At 51.4% G+C, this 17,915-nt stretch carries 13 protein-coding genes; 9 read left to right on the forward strand and 4 right to left on the reverse strand.

Translation table 11 applies throughout. The annotated features are described in order from the left end of the window. Nucleotides 1-690: 690 nt before the first annotated feature. From HY774_28020 to HY774_28040, 5 genes are all read left to right on the forward strand, one after another. Nucleotides 691-1,116 (forward strand): VCBS repeat-containing protein, encoded by a 426-nt coding sequence (locus tag HY774_28020; GenBank protein ID MBI4752354.1) that lies wholly within the window; start codon nucleotides 691-693, stop codon nucleotides 1,114-1,116. Next, a complete protein-coding gene (locus HY774_28025) occupies nucleotides 1,113-5,084 on the forward strand; it encodes a VCBS repeat-containing protein (GenBank protein ID MBI4752355.1) in 3,972 nt (1,323 codons plus the stop codon). Before HY774_28020 ends, HY774_28025 begins: the two co-directional genes overlap by 4 nt. 860 nt (nucleotides 5,085-5,944) lie before the next feature. Further along, complete coding sequence (locus HY774_28030) at nucleotides 5,945-6,271, forward strand: hypothetical protein (GenBank protein MBI4752356.1); 327 nt, start codon at nucleotides 5,945-5,947, stop codon at nucleotides 6,269-6,271. Nucleotides 6,272-6,280: 9 nt separating this feature from the next. After that, entirely contained in the window at nucleotides 6,281-7,264 is a 984-nt protein-coding gene (locus tag HY774_28035; GenBank protein MBI4752357.1) for an ADP-ribosylglycohydrolase family protein, read from the forward strand. Between the two features lie 81 nt (nucleotides 7,265-7,345). Further along, entirely contained in the window at nucleotides 7,346-7,855 is a 510-nt protein-coding gene (locus HY774_28040; protein ID MBI4752358.1) for a hypothetical protein, read from the forward strand. Nucleotides 7,856-8,666: 811 nt separating this feature from the next. On the opposite strand, the gene HY774_28045 is transcribed toward HY774_28040, so the two are convergent. Together HY774_28045 and HY774_28050 are read right to left on the reverse strand one after the other, a co-directional pair. Then, nucleotides 8,667-9,521, reverse strand: a complete 855-nt coding sequence (locus HY774_28045) for a ParB/RepB/Spo0J family partition protein (protein ID MBI4752359.1) — start codon at nucleotides 9,519-9,521, stop codon at nucleotides 8,667-8,669. Further along, the gene (locus tag HY774_28050) at nucleotides 9,514-10,317 is read right to left on the reverse strand and encodes a ParA family protein (protein ID MBI4752360.1); all 804 of its coding nucleotides are present in this window, start codon (nucleotides 10,315-10,317) and stop codon (nucleotides 9,514-9,516) included. Before HY774_28050 ends, HY774_28045 begins: the two co-directional genes overlap by 8 nt. A gap of 504 nt (nucleotides 10,318-10,821) precedes the next feature. Here HY774_28050 and HY774_28055 point away from each other — a divergent pair. From HY774_28055 to HY774_28065, 3 genes are read left to right on the forward strand one after another with little or no spacing between them, the layout of a single operon-like run. After that, entirely contained in the window at nucleotides 10,822-11,862 is a 1,041-nt protein-coding gene (locus tag HY774_28055; GenBank protein ID MBI4752361.1) for a hypothetical protein, read from the forward strand. Then, nucleotides 11,859-12,002: a hypothetical protein gene (locus HY774_28060; protein MBI4752362.1), complete on the forward strand. Its 144-nt coding sequence runs from the start codon at nucleotides 11,859-11,861 to the stop codon at nucleotides 12,000-12,002. Before HY774_28055 ends, HY774_28060 begins: the two co-directional genes overlap by 4 nt. Nucleotides 12,003-12,023: 21 nt before the next feature. Continuing rightward, nucleotides 12,024-12,740 carry a TlpA family protein disulfide reductase gene (locus HY774_28065; protein ID MBI4752363.1) on the forward strand — a complete coding sequence of 239 codons (717 nt, stop codon included), beginning with the start codon at nucleotides 12,024-12,026 and terminating at the stop codon, nucleotides 12,738-12,740. 146 nt (nucleotides 12,741-12,886) lie between these two features. On the opposite strand, the gene HY774_28070 is transcribed toward HY774_28065, so the two are convergent. Further along, on the reverse strand, nucleotides 12,887-16,480 hold the full coding sequence (locus tag HY774_28070; GenBank protein ID MBI4752364.1) for a DUF4132 domain-containing protein: 3,594 nt from the start codon (nucleotides 16,478-16,480) through the stop codon (nucleotides 12,887-12,889). Between the two features lie 213 nt (nucleotides 16,481-16,693). Then, a complete protein-coding gene (locus HY774_28075; GenBank protein MBI4752365.1) occupies nucleotides 16,694-17,125 on the reverse strand; it encodes an HU family DNA-binding protein in 432 nt (143 codons plus the stop codon). Nucleotides 17,126-17,695: 570 nt separating this feature from the next. Between HY774_28075 and HY774_28080 the strand changes: the two genes are divergently transcribed. Further along, the gene (locus HY774_28080) at nucleotides 17,696-17,839 is read left to right on the forward strand and encodes a DUF1569 domain-containing protein (GenBank protein ID MBI4752366.1); all 144 of its coding nucleotides are present in this window, start codon (nucleotides 17,696-17,698) and stop codon (nucleotides 17,837-17,839) included. Nucleotides 17,840-17,915: the final 76 nt, after the last annotated feature.

A 17,915-nucleotide genomic window follows, 5' to 3' on the forward strand; every position in this document is an offset into this window, starting at 1 on the left:
TCGGCCAAAAGCCGTTAACACTGTACTCATACCCTTTTGGAACGATCCTATCGTATGAGCAAAAGGCTAGGTTGTTGATAAAACCGTACTTCCACCAGCCCTTAGCTCGATACCCTCAGCCCAAAATGGTATCAATCCTATCCAATTGAGAGTATCACCGACAGAAAAATCATCGAGCTATTTATAATCGTCAAGTTCCATTCTGGAAATTGAATAGAATTGTGTGCCTTGGAGACGAGGAGAATTCCTTTTTCTCGTTTTATGGGCGAGTTCTGTTCTTGATTCTTTCCAACCTGGGAATTGCGACAAATAGGTTGATTGAGCTGTATTTTATTGAAAAATAACGGCTTACTATCGTCGTTTTTCACAACTCATATTTCAAATTCATATTACTGAGGATTGGTGTGCTTTGTACGCCCATACTCAGTGTAGGTGGTTCCTTGCGATTTTTGTAACAGAAATCGTGCTGGCAATTGATAGGTTGTCAGGGGAACAAAACAAGGGGGATCAGCCTGAAGTTAGGGAATCAAGTCAGGTGAGCTGACGATACAAGGCGTCAGTGGCAGAGAGAGCGATCACATAGTGGGTTCGCTGAATAGAGAGCAGATGAACCCAAAATACAAAATGCGATCCACAGGGCACCACTCGTGCCGCTGTGGCGCAATAAATTTAAGGAGAAGGAATAGAGCTATGCAATTCAACAAGCTCAAACGCTTTTTAAAAGCGTCAGCATTGCTGATGTTGGCGGCCTTGATGGTCGTGACATTGGCACCCGTGAGCCAGGCGCAGGAACAGATCAACATCAACGCGTTGTTGCTTGATTTTCCTGGCGGTTTGGGGAATGTAATTACCGGGGGAACATCGGTTCCCGGATTGACGGTGTTGTTTCCGCGGGGAAATGCGGGATCAAACAACGGCATCTCGGACGTGATCACGGACGATTTTAACGGCGACGGATTTACGGACATTCTGGCCGGGTCATTTAGCAGCGACGAAGTGGCGCTGTTGTTGGGCCGGGGAAATGGATCGTTTGTGCGGGCGCGGCTGGGAACGCTGGTCGGCACCTGGACATCAACTTCAACGGGAACACGGCAGGAAACGTCGGGTTTTCAGTGAACGGACAGTTGGATTTCGCTGGCAACCCGGTGGCAGTAACTGTCGGTAATGTGACCGGTGGTTTAATTCCAGATGTGGCGTACCTGTGCTCAGGGTCATTCGACACCGGCGTGTCGGACGGGTTTGCGGGAATTGACATCGCCGCGGACGCGGCGACAGGGTCACCGGAACAGGTGATCGGCGGCGGTGTCGGCGCGGGCAACGCGGTGGTGAACGAAAACGGCTTCACGGGAAGTCTGTATGATGCGCAGGGAACCGTCGGCAGTGTCAACGACTATGACGATGAAGCGGGAACGATTGAAAACAACCGCCGTCAGTTTAAAGTGGCGCCGATTACCGCTTTCCAGGGGAATCTGTGCCCACGGGCGATTATGTTCTCCCGGACGTCACAGTTGCAGGATGGTTCAAACGACTTGTTGTTTGTGGCGACGGATAACGGCTCAGTCGGGGACGGCGTGGCCGGGATTGATAGCGACGGAGATGGGGTGGACGATGTGTTGTCAGCTCCGGACCGCAGTGCGAACCCAATCGGATCGGTGTTTGTGTTGTTGAACGACGCGACGAGTGCGGCATTCCAGGGAACAATTCTGCGCAATGCGCGCCGCCAGGATGAAGATTATGACTTTGGGTCAACCCCGCCCTTCCCATTTGGGAAACAGAATGGGTTGATTCTTCAATCAGGGAACCTGCCGTCAGGGTTGTCAGGTGGGGACTTCAACGGGGACAATGTGTTTGACATTTGTTCGTCAAACAATCTGTCGGCAACGGTGACGATCTTCAACTCCGGGCAGATTTCGGCGGTGCAGCCAACCGCCGCACCAACGTCACCCCAGGTGAGTTCATATCCAAACGTTTCGACGTCCTTCCTGCCAGTGGGTGGATCACCGACGACGGTGTACACACAGGATCTGAACGGGGATGGCAAACTCGACATTCTGGGAACCAACCTGTTGCCAGGCGGCTATGTGCTGTTCGGTTCATCCACCGCAGGCGGGAACCTGTTCAACCAGGGAACGCTACGCGGATTGGGTCTGGATTCAGTGACGACGAGTGGTGGCGCGGTGTCGCTGGCGGTTAACACGATTCCGGCGAGCGGCGTGATTCCGATCAACGGGCTGCGGGATCCGATTGAATTCGGGGACAATGCGGGAACGTTGCTGGATATCGTGATTGCGCGTGGCAGCACGGCTTCAGATTTGACGGGAGCGCCAGGCGGCCTCAACGTGGGCTACGGAACGGCGTCGGGAACGAACTTCGTGCAGTTCGGGACGGTGCGGTTGAGCAGCTTTGTGGGTGTGGCCGAAGGCAACATCAACAACGATGCGTTGCCGGATGTGGCGATTTTGGACCGCGGAGCGTCACAGGTTCTCACCCTTCTCAATAGTGCCGACGGACTTTCACAAACCCCAATTCGACGTGGTATTGGTCGGTTTAGCTTGCTGGACTTCTTTACTCGGACTGAAGTTGGCGGTCCGACATCATTGGATATCGCTGATGTCAATCGGGATGGCCTGCGTGATATCGTGGTGGCTATTGATGGACCGAATGACCAGGTCCTTGTCCTGACCAATCTGGGATCGAATGTGCTTGATTTTGACACGCGGTTTGCAGTGCGGTCATTCCCAGTAGGGGGGGATCCAACCTCAGTCAAGCTGGTGGATCTGGCTGGACCAGCCGGACCAGGCAGTGGGACGGCAACCGGCAAAGACGGTGCTCCGGAAATTATTGTTGCCAACCGGCGAACAAACAGTATTCAAACCTTGATCAATGACGGTGCAGGCCGATTTGGACAGGGCCGCACGGCTGAAACAGGCGGGTTTGACACGCTCTCAATCGCCCTGTGCGACATGAATGATGACGGCAAAATGGACGTTGCGGCCTTAAACCGTGGACGTCGTGGACTTGGCACCGGCACCGGCGAAGAAGACGACTCAAACGTGAGCATCATGTTGGGCAATGGCGATGGTTCATTCCAGGCCACTGGCACTTTGATTCAAGTCCCACGACAATCCGTGTCAATTGCGGCTGCCGGGTACAATATCGTGCGCAATGGAATCAACATTGACATACCAGATTTGAACCTGGATGGCATTGCCGATCTGGCTGTCGCCTCACAGCTTGGTGGTGGGTTGACCAACGATATTGACAATCCATTTACCCCAAATGATAGCGATGGAACCGACGAAGCTGGTTCGATGACAATTCTGTTTGGGAGTGCCTCACAACCGGGTCAATTCACCCGGTCAACTGACTCACAATCGCTGGTGGATACAGTTCGGAGTGGTGGCCGTGTGGCAACCTTCCCTGGATCACCAGATCCGTTGGGCCTCTATCCCGTGATTGGATATGGCTCACTGGCAATCAACGCCGACTTTAACCAGAATGGACGCCCAGACGCTCAAGTTGGCGGGGTTGAAACCAACAACGGTAATCTGATTGGCGGCGGCGGTTCAAACAATGGCGCTTTGGAAAACCTGTTTGCTGGAACAATGACGAGCCTGGATAACCTGAGTTCGGCGTTTGCCGCGCAACGGACGACCAATGTGTTTCCCTCAGGATTGAATAACCTGCAGACAACCAACGGAACAGCCCCAGTGGATGAAGACAACGTAACGGGCGTGGCGGCGGCTGGTGCCTATGTGGTCAGCGATACGGGGGCAATTGTTGGTCAAAACACCAACGATTTTGACCCTGGGAATTTCCAGACTGTGCCAGATGTGGTGAGCGTGACCCGCATTGGCCGCGTGTATGAAAGCATCAACATCACCAGTGTCTTAAATCACGCGCCCATGGTGACGACTTCAAATGGGAATCGTGCGTTTGATGGACCTGGCCGAAAGGTAGCATTGACTGAAAATGAACAAAAAACCATCAACGTGAAAGCTTTCGACGTTGACCAGACCCTGGATGGACGATTGTTGAAATTCCGGCTGTTGGAATCCCCTCCCTTTGTGACATTGACGGATAACACAAACGGGACGGCATCAATCTCAGTGAAACCAGGATTGACGGATGGTTCAGCCAGTGCCAACAACGGTTTGGGTCAAGACTACAAGGTGGTGGTGGAAGTCGCCGATCAGGACTTCCGATTGCCATTGACTGGTCTTCTCTTCTTCCGAATCTTTGTGAAAGACGCGCCAGCGCAGCCATCAATCACGCCAATTCCGGATCAGGTGGTGAATGCCACGCAGGCACTGGCCGTGCCGGTGACCGCAACCGATGCCACCAACCGCCGCTTGACGATGTCAACGACGTTTGTGAATGCATTTACCTCGTTCGCTGATGGGGGTGGTGGAACCGCACTGTTCCAATTCCGGCCAACCGAAGCCAACGGTGGCGTGTTCAACGTCAGCGTGACGGCGACTAACGACCTGGGCTTGAGCGCGACGGCGAGCTTCAAGCTGACAGTAATCGTCAACACCGCTCCAACCATTGGCGCTATCGCTGCGGTTTCCATTGCTGAAGGCAGCACCCAAACAGTGAATGTGAGCGTGACGGATCCAGATCGGGCTACGCTCAATCAAATCAACACCTTGTCACTGTCAGGGGCGCCAGGGTTTGCGATCCTGAGCGATAACGGCAACGGAACGGGAACGATCAATCTGTCACCCAAGACCGGAGATGCCGGGTCCTACTCAATCACCGTGCGAGCACTCGATAATGGCATTCCAGCCAAGACGGGTGAAGTGACCTTTAACGTGACGGTGACGTCAACGGTGAAAATTATCGCCGCCTCCTTTAAGCAGAAACGGCTCTTTGTGAGCGGTGAAAACTTCGGTCCAAACCCAACCCTGATCGTGAATGGTGTGACGGTGCCGGCCAATCTGATTGTGCCATCACCATCACCCAATAGCATCACGGCCAAGGGCAACAATAAGAAACAGTTGGGTCTGCGCAAAGGACCCAATTCAATTGAAGTGATTGGTATCAATGGGGTTAAAGCTGCCGCCTACATCCTTCCTTTGTAACTTCAATGGTTGCTTGTCAATTTAGATAAGTGATCCTTCCAGTTCGATCCTTATGAATTTCCTTCATAAGGATCGAACAAACTAACGCAACGATTCATCTTTTGAAAAAAAGAAGTATATTTCGATTATTTGCTAAAATTTTATGAGATAATTGCTTTAATAAAAAATCTAATTTCCCAAATATCTAGTAGTTTAAAACATTGATTCTTATGGAGAAAAATGAAATATATTTTAGATTTAGTAATCTTTTAAAATCTTATTTTATCTGGAATTTTCTCGATTTAAATTTAGTTTTTAGTGATATATTTTTTTAGTTGTTTTTAAGAGTTGATTATTATTGGTTTGTGTATTCAATGCTCTCTATATTTAGGATAGGTATCAGGTAGATCTTTGACTTCTCCTAAAACTCGCTCAGCTTTCAATAAATTTACAGACCTCACTCCCCACCCTGACATAAGGAGCGAGGTCTTTTTTTCTCCAGACCCACGTGACATTTTGGTGACCCACACCGCTTACTTTGAAGGTACCTCTGATTTCATCCTTCCCGTCCAAATAATTCAGGGTCCTGAAAAGCCTTCCACAGCGGCCTCGCTCAAAACACCTTTTCAAGTTGGTTTTTGGTTGATCTCTATGTGGGATTTCGTCTGTTGACCTTTAACTCACGATAATCGCCCAACTCGATAGTTCAAGGATTCGCTCAAAACCCTCAGTCGGAATTATCGGAAGCCGACGGAACCGCCTGGATTCCAGATTTCCCAATTGCTTTTCAGGTGACCCCTGCTTAAGATGCGCTCTCTCACCACACAAGTCCGGAAAGAGCTCATTTCATTCCCTCTGGAACTCAGGAGGTTGCCTTGCAGATGCCAAACACAATCAAAGAATCTGACTGGAAAATTTTCAGCAAGCTTTTCCCCGAGGCGCTTGAGCGGCTTTATCAACGATATCTGAAGGAAATCGAAGCCGTGGCCGCGGATGACTCCAAAACGTACTTCGACCGGTTTGAGGAAATCAGTACATTGACCCGCGACCGCCGCAAGGAAGTGAATCGTGGGTTTGACCGCTTCAGCCGCTCACGAGCTGTGAGCCAGCTTGCCTATATCAAAGCCCTCGATTTGCTCACCGAAGAAGAGTTTCAACGCTTTAGCCCGGAAACCCGTGAATTGATTCGATCCTATCTGGGGGAGTAATCTTCATCAATGCAGGATTTAGCCGCCAAAGTAACTGGATGCTTGCTTGGGGGTGCTGTCGGTGATGCGCTTGGGGCTCCATTTGAAGGGCTATGGTCAGACACAATTCCTGATCAGGAGGAACTCCTCGCCGGATATGCCCTCTACGAAGGATTTCCTCCAGGACAATACACCGATGACACTCAATTAACCCTGGCCACGGTCGAGTCAATTGTTCGCTGTGGACAGATCAACCTGCCGGACATCGCCCGCTCCATCTTTCAACTGTGGAGAACCGAGGGCGTCATCGGACCCGGCGGTGCCTGCAGCCAGGCTTCACGTCAGTACTTCCAGACACAAAACTGGCAAACCTGCGGGGCTCCGGTTGGAAATGCTGGAAACGGCACCGCCATGCGAACCGCAATCCTGGGTCTTTGGTTTCTTCACCATCCAGAGCACTTAGCCCCAACCGTCGCCCAGATTTCCCAAATTACTCACCACGATCCACGCAGCATTGCTGGAGGTGTGGTCATTGCCCAGGCCGCCCGTCTGCTGTCCCAACATCCTGAGATTTCCCCATTGGAATTTTGCACATCCATTGCGGAAACAATTGAACCGATTGAAGCTTCGTTTTCCAGGCACATTCGGGAATTGCCACGATTGATTCACATCGAAGACGCGCTGGCACTGGAATCCATCGCCTGGGCCGGCATGCACGTTCCCGAATTTGATCGTCCCATCATCACGCCGTTTGTGATTCCAACCGTGCTGGCAGCCCTCTGGTGTGTGCTCAAATATGGAGACAGTTGGAGCACTGCCGTTTCAGCCGCCATCAAACTTGGTGGTGATGTTGACACACTGGGGGCCATTGTCGGTGGGTTGATGGGAGCAAAACTTGGCGAAACCGCGATTCCGCCACATCTCGCTCAACAAGTCGTTCAGGCCGATCACATTCGGGCACTGGCAACGGCCTATGGAGCGCACATCCTGAGAAAAATGAGTCGCGAGTTGTGAGAAAAAAACAGACTGTCGAGCATAGGTGAACTAAATTTCTAGGACCAATTAAAGCATCTTTTCACAACAATTTAACCCGTTGTGAACGCGTTCACAATTTTCCAAGCCTTCTCAGTCTGGGTGCTGAGTTATTGCACAATTGGCTTTGATTCGATTAGGTTTTGGCTGAAGGAACCCTTTTTAGACATAAGGAACAAAACAGCCATGGCCAAACAAGCCATCCCTCAAACGATTCAAACTCAGGTCGCCGCTATCGTCAAAAAATTCAACACCGAAGAGATAAAAAATCCCAACAACTTTTTTTATCCGCGGTTCAAAGGGCAATATTTGTACCTTGATCGCGGGAGCCGTGAACGCAAAGAGCCTATTTGTCGGCTTACATATCTAGGAAAAATTGATGTCTGGGAATTTGCCATTTATAAGTACTCAAGCGAGCGATACGACCCGGAAGAATGGTTCTTCCCTGGTGTGGAATTTGTGAATGGAACCATTGAAGGTGCCATGAAAGCCGGGATGGAAGCATATCCACCATCTCATTTTGATGCCTCCAACATACTGAATGCCTTCTCAAAACTGTTCTTCAGAAAATAATGCCAGTTGGTGAATTGAGTGAAATATAGGTTTTCAGAAAAAGGTTCAGAGTATTGTCTTCAGACGAGAGAATTTTTCTTCCATCCCGCTCATTCCGTCTCATGCCTGACGGCGTTCCTTTGAATCGAAATCATTTTCCGAAATACTCTAGGACCAGTTAAAACACTTTATTCCAATAACTTAACTCGTTGTGAACGCGTTCACAAATTGAGCGAAATAGTGAAATAGTGAAATAGCAAACCAAAGCGAGTAGCGATTAGCGAGTAGCGAGTCGTTAATTCAGAAGAGCAAGGAGCGAGTTGTGATGAGAAAAAAGACCGTTCAGAGTGCACGAGCCAAAAATTATAGGACCAGTTAAAGCACTTTATTCCAATAATTTAACTCGTTGTGAACGCGTTCACAAATTGAGCGAAGTAGCCAGTTGTTTTCACCTCCAGGTGGTTGGTTTGCACCTCGAAGAGCTGCAGTTCGGATAGCCGGTCGGTTGGCCGCTTTGGGCCTACCACCGGACCCAAGCCTGCCCCCATATCTCCCGCATCAGCCACGCCCCAACGGGGCGTGGCTGATGCGGAGGAATAGAGGCCCAATGTGTTCCGGTGGTAGCTCGCAAAGCCGAGCAACCAGCCGGCTATCCGAACTGCAGCCTTTCAGGATGCTCAAGCCAAATTTCAAATCCCCTTGTCCTCTTGGAAAGCAATCAAAAAGCCTGATTGCGAAAGCCACTTGTCCCTCGCGATTTGCTCTTCTGAATTGACTACTCGCTACTCGCTACTCACTACTCGCTTTTCTGGATTGACTACTCGCTTCTTCGCTATTCACTATTTCGCTCCCGCTTGAGTTTTTCGAGAACGTCTTCAAGCGCCCGGATGTAGTCCTCAACCGCCACGGCGCTTTTGCGCGACGTCGGGCGCATTTCGATTTTGATACCTAGTTTGCGTTTTGGATCCGGGTCACGATACCGGAACGACATGGGCTTTGGTTTTTCTGGAGCGGCGGACTGTGATGGAGTCATTGCAGGCCCTGCGTGTATGGCCTGGAGTGCCGCCAGTCGTTTAGCTTCGGTCAATCGCTGACGTAGCGGCAAGGCCACCAGCCGGAGCAAGGTTCGGAGCGACAAGTTCGGAATTGTCCCGCAAGTAGCTAAAACTTCTTCGTCAAGGTCACGAATTCGGAGCCACTGTGCCAGCGCGTCACGCTTGATGCCCAGGGTTTCGGCGGCTTTTTCCTGGGTTGGGAACTGGTCGGCAATGCGCCAAAACGCACGCGCTTTGTCTATGACGTGCAGGTCTTCGCGTTGAATATTTTCAATCAGGGCCAGCAATTGCAGTTGAGTGTCCGTTGCCTTGCGCACAACAACCGGAACCGTTTTCAAGCCCAGTTTTTGAACTGCCAGCCAGCGTCGGTGACCGGCAATCACAGTGAAGGTGCCATCCGATTCAGCACGGGCCAGAAGTGGCGCGAGCAACCCGTGTTCTTTGATGGATTGGGCCAGGTCATCCAGCGAGTCTGCCGAATGGTTTGTCCGGGGCTGGAATGGATTTTCGCGAAGCGTTGAAACGGCAAGGTCCTGGATTGGTTCGTGGCCGGTGACGGGCGGCTCAATCAAGGCCGACAGGGCCGACAACCGCGCTGAAGACACCGACGTGGGATATTTATTCTTAGCCATGAGCTTCCTGTTTTTGAGGTGTGAGCGACTGGAGCACTGCGTCGGCAATCGCTGCCACATCGTCGTTGGCCGGGCAATTTTTATCAAAGACCCGGAGCGGTTTTCGAAACGTGCCCGATTCGATCACGCTTTTGTATTTTCTGAAGGGCGACAGGACCTGGTAATGAAACTCTGGACAGATTTGGGTTCGCAATTCGTCAAGATGAAACGAGTGAACTTTCAGCCGGGTGTCAAACAGCGTCGGCACGACCCCGAGTACCTTGAGCGCACCCAGGCCCATATCGCGCCGTCGCCGCTGGGTCTTGGAAATTTCAACCTGGACTTCGGCAAACGATGAGACGGCTTTAAATTCGGTTTGGACTGGAATCAACAACCCGTCTGCGGCCAGCAACACCTGGACCGTGATTTCCGAAACGCGTGGCGGGCAATCCACCAATATCACGTCAAATCCAGAGCGAATTTGAGACAAAATGCCGCGAAACCGGGCCGGATTCTTTTCCTGCATGAGTTGAATTTCACCCGCAATCATCATCCGATTGCACACGCCCAGCGCCAGGTTAAACGGCGTTGAGATAACATGTGGGAGCAGGTCGGCGTCGGAAATGACTGATTTCCAAAAGGTCTGGTCTTCGGGCAGAACCTGGGAATCAAACCCCAAAAATGAGCCAAGTGTGCCCTGCGGATCGGCATCAATGACCAGAACGCGCTGATTCCGCAAACTGAGTTCATATCCCAAATCGCGGGTCAGCGTGGTTTTGCCGACACCGCCCGCCTGGTTAAAAATCGCAATCAGCATGGGTTGTATCCTTACAGTTTGGTTCGATTGGAAGAAAAGGTCGGCAAAGTGTCGAAGTTACCCTCTTTGACAGCCTTGAAGCAAGCCGATTGGCAGCGGAACCGTGTATGAAATCGCTGGGTACCACAAACTGATAAGTACCTTTCCATAAGTTTACTGAGAAATTGAATTTTGTAAGCGGTTGATTTTTTTCGTGTTTTTCGTGTATTTCGTGGTTAAAAATGTCTTGGAATTTTCGGTAAAGTACTTAGCAATTCAAAATTAACGCTTCGCTTTTGCAAAAGGCCAAATCATCGAAAGAAGTATTTTCTAAACCCTGAACCCCGAACCCTGAACCCTGTTCTTACTGTTCGGCTTTGAGACGACAGGTGCGCGAAAATGAACAATTGAAGCTGGTTGAACCTGACGAAGAGACCGTTCTGGTCGGGGCGAAAAGGTTTCTCATGTCTGGCACGCTGCTTTCTATACTGGACCTTCCACCTTTTCAATCCAGAGGAACCTCTCATGTCTCACCGCGCTTCGGTACGGCTGTGCCTTGGTCTCGCAACCGCTCTTGTGTTTCAGTTTTCACTTTCGATTTTCGGGCAAATACTGCCAGAGCAGATTTCCAGGGAATCAGCCCGGCTCAAACAAATCGCCACTGAAATTGGATATGAAGATAAGGCCGATCAGGACAATCTTTTACAGGAGATTGAAACCCTTAACCTCGCAACTCAAAAAGGTCTGGAGCACTATGCTCTCCATCGGTTGTACCGGGTCTGGCCGACGACTTCTGCCTATGAAGCCATGAAGGTCAATGACAAGATTGATAACAAAGATCTGGATGGATTTGAAAAACATTGGAAAGCCACCGGTATTGAGTTAGCCGAACAGGAAAAACAGGTTTCATTGAAAAAGCTGGCAACCCAGCCGCTTCTGGTCCGGGCGCTTGGTGAATCGGCGTTGACTCAGGTTCACCCTTTGTACCAGTCAAGCGAATTATTTGGCCAAAATACGGCCCCAATTTATGGACGTCATTACCTTGGGCTGGCTCAAGGGAATCTGACATTCACACTGTATTGTCAAAACCTCAGCTTTCCAAAACCTGCCCCGTCACCAGCGCTTCGCTCGTTTGCGCCAGAACTCAAAAAACTTGAAGCCCAGGTCATCGAAGGCTATAGCAAGCCTGAATCGAAAGAATTAAACACTGTCTACATCGTGGCCAACGTCACGTTGAAGCAAGCCTGGGACCTCGAAAAAGAAAAACGCTACGCCGGAGAGCTATTCCAATTGCTCGAAGCCACTCGCGTGATGGGTTTTGTTGCGGCCAAAGCCAAAGACCCGCAACCGTTGGCCGACCAGCAGGCCCAGCTTGCCCGGTGGAAGCAACGGCTCAAAACCGCCCCTGGCGACCAGAGTCTTGGATTGATGTTTCTCGAACAGGCCGAATATGTGCAGGGTGTTTTTTCCAAATCCAACAACCCTGACGATCTCCGACGCAGCACAGCCGTGCTGGAGCATGTGTTGCCGCTCTATGCCTCGCTGTGGAAAGTAAAAACAACATGAAAATTTTTCAGGGATTGATTCTCATCCTGGGCCTGCTCTGGTTTGGCACAACCGCCACCGCCCATCCACCACAATCAAAAACCAAAAAAGCAAAGTCCGCCATTCTGACCGTGACGCTGGTCCGCTGGCCATACACCTGAGGACTCTCTGACCCGGCAAGTTTGCTGGTCAAAGATGTCGTCAATCGGTATCCCGGAAAAGCCGAATTTGTCAGCCTCGATTGGGGCAACTCCGAGCTTCCCAAGCGCTATGGCATCACCAAATATCCAGTGGTGTTTGTCGGTGATGTCCTGGTCGCCAAACCCGAAGACTTTGGCGGATGGGGCGTGACCGAGTCCAAATACGGACCCATTAGCGAGAAGGCCAACCAGGAGCGATTTAAACAGGATTTGGCCCGAATGATTGATATTCTGCTGGCCAATCCCAATCAGAAACCGCTGGTCAACAAAGTCGGTGCAACCTCAAAAGAACCGACGGCGCTTCCGGACTTTGACTGGAAAGACATTGACGGCCAGCCACTCAAATCAAGCGAACTGGCCGGGAAAATTACGATTGTGGAATTTTGGGCGACCTGGTGCCCGCCCTGTCGCTCAACATTAAGCTGGCTCGGAGAACTCAAAGCTGAGCATCCTGACCAGCTCAATATTGTCGGGATTGCAATTGATTCGGAAGAAGCCAAAATCAAGGAAATGACCGACAAGCTCCGGCCTTCGGTTCATATCGTCAACGGTTCAAAAGATCGGATTTCGAAATTCGGCACCATCACCAGCGTTCCAACGCTCTATGTGTTTGATCAAAATGGAAAGCTGGTACAGGCGTTCTATGGCGCCCCACCAGACCTCCACGCCAAAATCAAAAAGGTGCTGGAGCAGTTGTAATACCATTTAGGGTTTAGGGTTCAGGGTTCAGGGAAACCAGGTTATACCATTTTGGAATGAACCTATTGCATTACGGGGAAGCTAAATTATTGAAAGAATTGTATTTCCCTGAACCCTAAACCCGATACCCTGAACTCAAAATGGTATTACGCAGGCGGTACTGACTTCTTCCCCATTGCCCCAATGGCCTGGTAATCGGCAACGGCTTCACACAGCAGTACCGGAGGGACATCTTTCAGGTCCATCCGGGTACCCTTGCGTTCGTGTTCACGCCGTCGGCGAAAGCTCAATCCGGCAAGCGTGACGTCGTGATCTTCAAATGTGCCACCTGAAATTTCACCGGTGATACCGTCAAACTCAATCACAACTTCGCATTCAAGTGCCCGAAAGCGGCGGAAGTATTCCGTATAGGTCCGCTCAAAATCAGCCGCACCGCGAGCATAGCCTGATTTCTCGGCTTTGGTGCGGAGCTTACTGGCTTTGATCACATAACCATCACAACTTGTCCAGGTCTTACTGGTTGCCTGTTCGGAACTGAGCAGGACAGGTGGTTTGTCAAATTGCGGGAAGAGCGGCTGGATTTCATAGTCCGCCAGATGCTGCTGCCACTGACGGGCCAGTTCGTCCCCAATCGTGACGCGATGGGCCAGCCGGACGTGATGGGCTGGATCGAGCACAACCGATTCATCCTGGCAATCGGTGAGCGTTCCGTCTTCGAGTGGACGAAACGTCGTGACCAGGGTTTCACCGTCATACAGCGCCCAGACCAGATGCTGACAACAGCGGCCTAAAACTGGATGCTGGTTCAGAAAAGCACTCCATTCGTCGGCGCGCCAGCTTCGCTGGGTGCACATGGCTTCGTACAACCGGGCTTGCTGACTTTCAAGAATCGTTTTGAGTTGTTTTTTGGCATCCGAATAGATTTTTTTGGCTTCTTTGGCCAGTTCTTCGGAATCGTCTTTCTTTGGATCCGGAAGCGCCTTGAGTATTTTCCCGCCAGCATCGGTCAGGACCAGTTGCAGGTTTTGATCAATCCGCAGGGTGAATTGCTGGCTGCCAAAGTCGAGGGTGAGTTCCGGACCATCTTCAAACCCGGCGGTTGGAACAGTTCGGTCAGCAAGTTCGTCCACGGTCCAGCCTTTTCGGTCAGCCAGGGCCTGAACTTGCAGCGCGGCTTCTTCGCGAATGGTTTTGACCCGAAAGCGACCCGAAACGGACAGGAGCAACTGGACGGATGCCGTGTCATCTACCCAGGCCAGCATTTGCACCAGGGCTTTGCATTGGGCCAGCCGATTGCCGTGGAAGGTATTGAGAAACCGCTTCACAACGGGGGCGGCTGATTGACCAACACAGGCAGCGGCAACCGCGAGGATACCTCGTTCTTTCAACGCACTTCCTTTGAACTGTTTGGCCAGCTCCCGGCGATACTCAGGAAGGTAGCTGTCAATCTGGGCCTGTGTCCAGCGGGAGGTAAGCAAATATTTGCCATACCGTTCAACCTCTTTTTCGAGTGCTTCCGGGGTGTAGGCGGGCACGGTATCCTGGGCAATCCAGGCGTCAAGAATAAACTGCCCCAACGCCTGTCGTTCGGCTGGAGGAATCAACCCGGCGTAGCGCCGCAGGATTGGGCCCGGCTCCGGTGTTCCCTGTTTATTGGCCTGGACCAGCCACCACGTCACAATTTTGGAATCAACCAGTTCTCCGGTATCCGCCCAGTGAACGGCTGGCAGTTGCGCAAATGGAAACCACGCCAATACGTCTGGAACGCCTTTTTTGAGCCCGTCGGCGGCTTCGGCCATCAGGCCATCGCGGTTGAGGAATTCATCCACCGAAGCCCCCAGTTTTTCGAGTGCCGTCAGCAACAACCCGCGACCCGCTTCGGATTTTTCTTTTCGAAGCAACGCCTTGAGTGGCTCAATCGCTTCGGGACGATTGAGTTTGGCCAGCCATTCAACTGCCGCCTGCCGTGTTGCCAGGTTTTTGTCTTCGAGCGCCCCTAGAATCCGTTCAAAACTGCCCGGGAGCGATTCCAGGCATGGTTGGGCCAATGGGCGTTCAGTTTTGCTCGTCCCAAGCGCTGTTTCCCATAACACCGGAATCAAGGCGAGAGGAGGTGTCGGAAAGATTTGTAACACCTGCAGGGCATTTCGACGGCGAGCGGCCTGATCCTGCTCAACCCCATACCCGCTGAGCACTTTCTTGGGGCTAAATACATCCTGAAGAAGATTCAGATTTTCGGCAAAGTATGGCCACACGGCTTCGGGTTCATATCGGAAAATATCGTACCGGTTCCAGCCGCCTTCGGCGTGCAGAATTGTTCCACCCACCCGATTGGGATTGACCCCGGCGGCCTTGACGACGGCGGCCAGTTGGCGCAAATCAAAGGCTGGGGAGTGGGATTGACGATACAGGTCCAGCAGTCCAGCCCCAGGACCCTCAGGATGCAGGAGTTCCTCGCTGTCACGATACCGGCAGGAAATATAGTCGGTCATTACCATCAACCGAATCACATGAATGAACTGCACCTGCGGATGGGTCACAAACTTTTTCAGTACAGCGCTGAATTTTTCCCAGTTATCGGGCCAAAGAGGTGTTTTCTCAAGAATTCCGACTGTTCCACGCGCCAGAGCCTGGCTGATGGCTTCGGGTTTAGGGCGTTTTACTTCCTTGCTGATGTAGGGCAAGATTTCAACCAGGATCTTTTCAAGCTCCGCTGGCAACGGAACATCGGTTGCAACCGGCGGTAGTGGCGGGAACGTTGGGAGCTGGATTTGAGCCACTGGCTGGCATGCCCCGAGATACTCCCCGATCTGGGCTGATACCTTGTCATCTTTGGCTTGTTCTTGCCATTCAAGCAGGGTCGAAGGGGCTTCAGTTCCGGCCAAATCCATCAGCAGTTTCAGGCTTTGGAACTGATCGGCAGCCTTTTGATCAGCAAAATGTGACTTTAACCAGGCCACCGCGTCGGGTTTGGCTTTTTGGAGTACCGCCACGGCCAGCTCGCGCACTTTCTTCCCAGCCTTGAGCGCCAGCCCGACGACCTCTCCCAAGACTGCTGAGAGGTTTACTTTGTGGGTATCCAGGATTTTCAACGCCAGGATCACCTGAGCCTGGTTTCCAGCCGTCAGGGCTTGGCGAGTGGGTTCAGGGTATTTGGCACAGTACTCAGCAAAGCCAGCCAGGGCCTGACACATTTCAGAGATATTGATTTGGGGAGAATCCGGGTTGGCGAGAAAGGCGAGTCGGGCAATGTAATCCGGGTCGTGTCCGGCCAGGACGCACATCTGAGCGACCAGTTCAGCCTCAAGTTTTGGTTTTTCACGAACGGTGGGCGCCAAACAGGGCGAGCCTTGAACCAGTTGATACAGAAAACAATCCAGGTGGTCGGTTTCACCAAATCGGGCATAAATAAATTCGCCACGGAAATCATTGGAGGCCAGCCGGCTATAGACCCGAGCCAGGCGATAAAAAAATTGAGGATCGCGGAGTTGAATCAGCCGGAAAAACTTCCCCCGGCGTTCGTGATAGGCCGTCGCCAACTCCATCGCCGCCCCGCCGCCTTTCACCGTGGTCAGGTCCTCAATCACGGTAGCCGGCTCGCCGGTCAACACATACGACATCACGCGCTCAGGCAAATTAGTTTGGATTTTCGATAGCGAGTTAAAATCAGTTCGAAGTAACTTTTCCAGTGCGGGAGATAAAGCACCTGCGGGTCCAGTGGTTTGGTTCACGTTGGACATGATGAAGATCCTCTCATCAAATAAATTAGGTGCGGGGAAGATCAAAAATCAAGAATTTGGATTTTTCAATTACCTGGTTATACGATTTTTTACTTTTCGTCAAGAATTTTTTAAAAGCGGCGTCAAGCTGCCGCACTCCAAAGAAAAGAGGGCAGCCCGGTATGCGTGTCATACCTGACTGCCCTCTGGGGCTCAATTGTGGTGAAACGGGCCTTATTCCTGAACCGCTTTTTTAATGGTTTCAGAAATGACAAATTTCAGTTTTTGGCCACCGGGAATGGTGATGGGTTCGCCTGTGCCTGGGTGACGGCCCTGACGCTCTTTGACTTCGCGGAACACAAACTTTCCGAGGCCGGGGAGCATAAAGCCACCTTTTTTTGCTTCTTCAGCGGCGACGACCACCAGCTCATCCAAAATCGCTTTGGCTTGAGCTTTGGCTTTGCTGTCGCCACCGGATTTGGCAGCCAGACGGTCAACCAGTTCGGTCTTGGTCATAAGTTTAACGACCGGTTTGGCGACTTTCTTTGGCGCTGGCTTGGCCGCCGCTTTTTTGGTCGCCTTGGTGTCTTTAGCTTTCGCTGTTTCTTTCGCTTTGCCCTTAGCCGGGGCGCTCTTGGGTGCAGGTGCTGCTTTTTTGGTAGCCATGGTACTTTTTTTCGTTCACTCCTGATGGTTGGGATGGAAATTAAAGATGGAATACCATTACAAAAAATTCAGAAGAAACGCAAGATTTTTTTTGCTGAAAGACCGCCCAGAAGCGGAAAAACTGCAGTCAATTGAAAAAAAATTGCAGAAATAAGCCAGGAAAATTCAAAAAGAATAGTCACCTTCCTTTCATTTATGCCAAATTTTGCTAATTTGACTGGGTGAAAAACCCTCAAAAAAACTGGCTTTTTCTTTGGAGAATTCACCGATGTATTCACTTTTTGACCCCGAAGGGGCGCAGACACTCCTTCAAAGATTTCACCGACTTACTCCAGGTCATTCCCGACATTGGGGAACAATGTCAGCCAACCAGATGATTTGCCATCTCAGCGACCAGCTCCGAGTGGCACTGGGGGAAATCCCTTCGCAACAACGAAAAAATATATTCTGGCGAACATTCATTAAATGGATGGTTCTCTATGTTCCGTTGACTTACCCCAAGGGCGCCCCGACCACGCCGGAGATGAAAATCACCACTGCCAGCCAGTGGGAGGCTGACAAAGCTGAGTTTTGCGCCTGTTTGAAGTCTTCCGCCAGCGTGGCCCCGCCGGTCAATGGTCGCTACATCCGGCATTTGGCCGTCTGACCGGCACGGAGTGGGGCATTCTGGCGGCCAGGCATATGAACCACCATCTGCGTCAATTTGGTGAATAATAGCTCCGCCGGATTGAACAAAATGGTTTGGAGTGGTAAATGGTGAAGGTTTTCCGTCGCATTCTTTTTTTCAGGA

It is taken from the genome of Acidobacteriota bacterium (assembly GCA_016208495.1).
In the GTDB taxonomy this organism is placed as follows: Bacteria; Acidobacteriota; Blastocatellia; order Chloracidobacteriales; family Chloracidobacteriaceae; genus JACQXX01.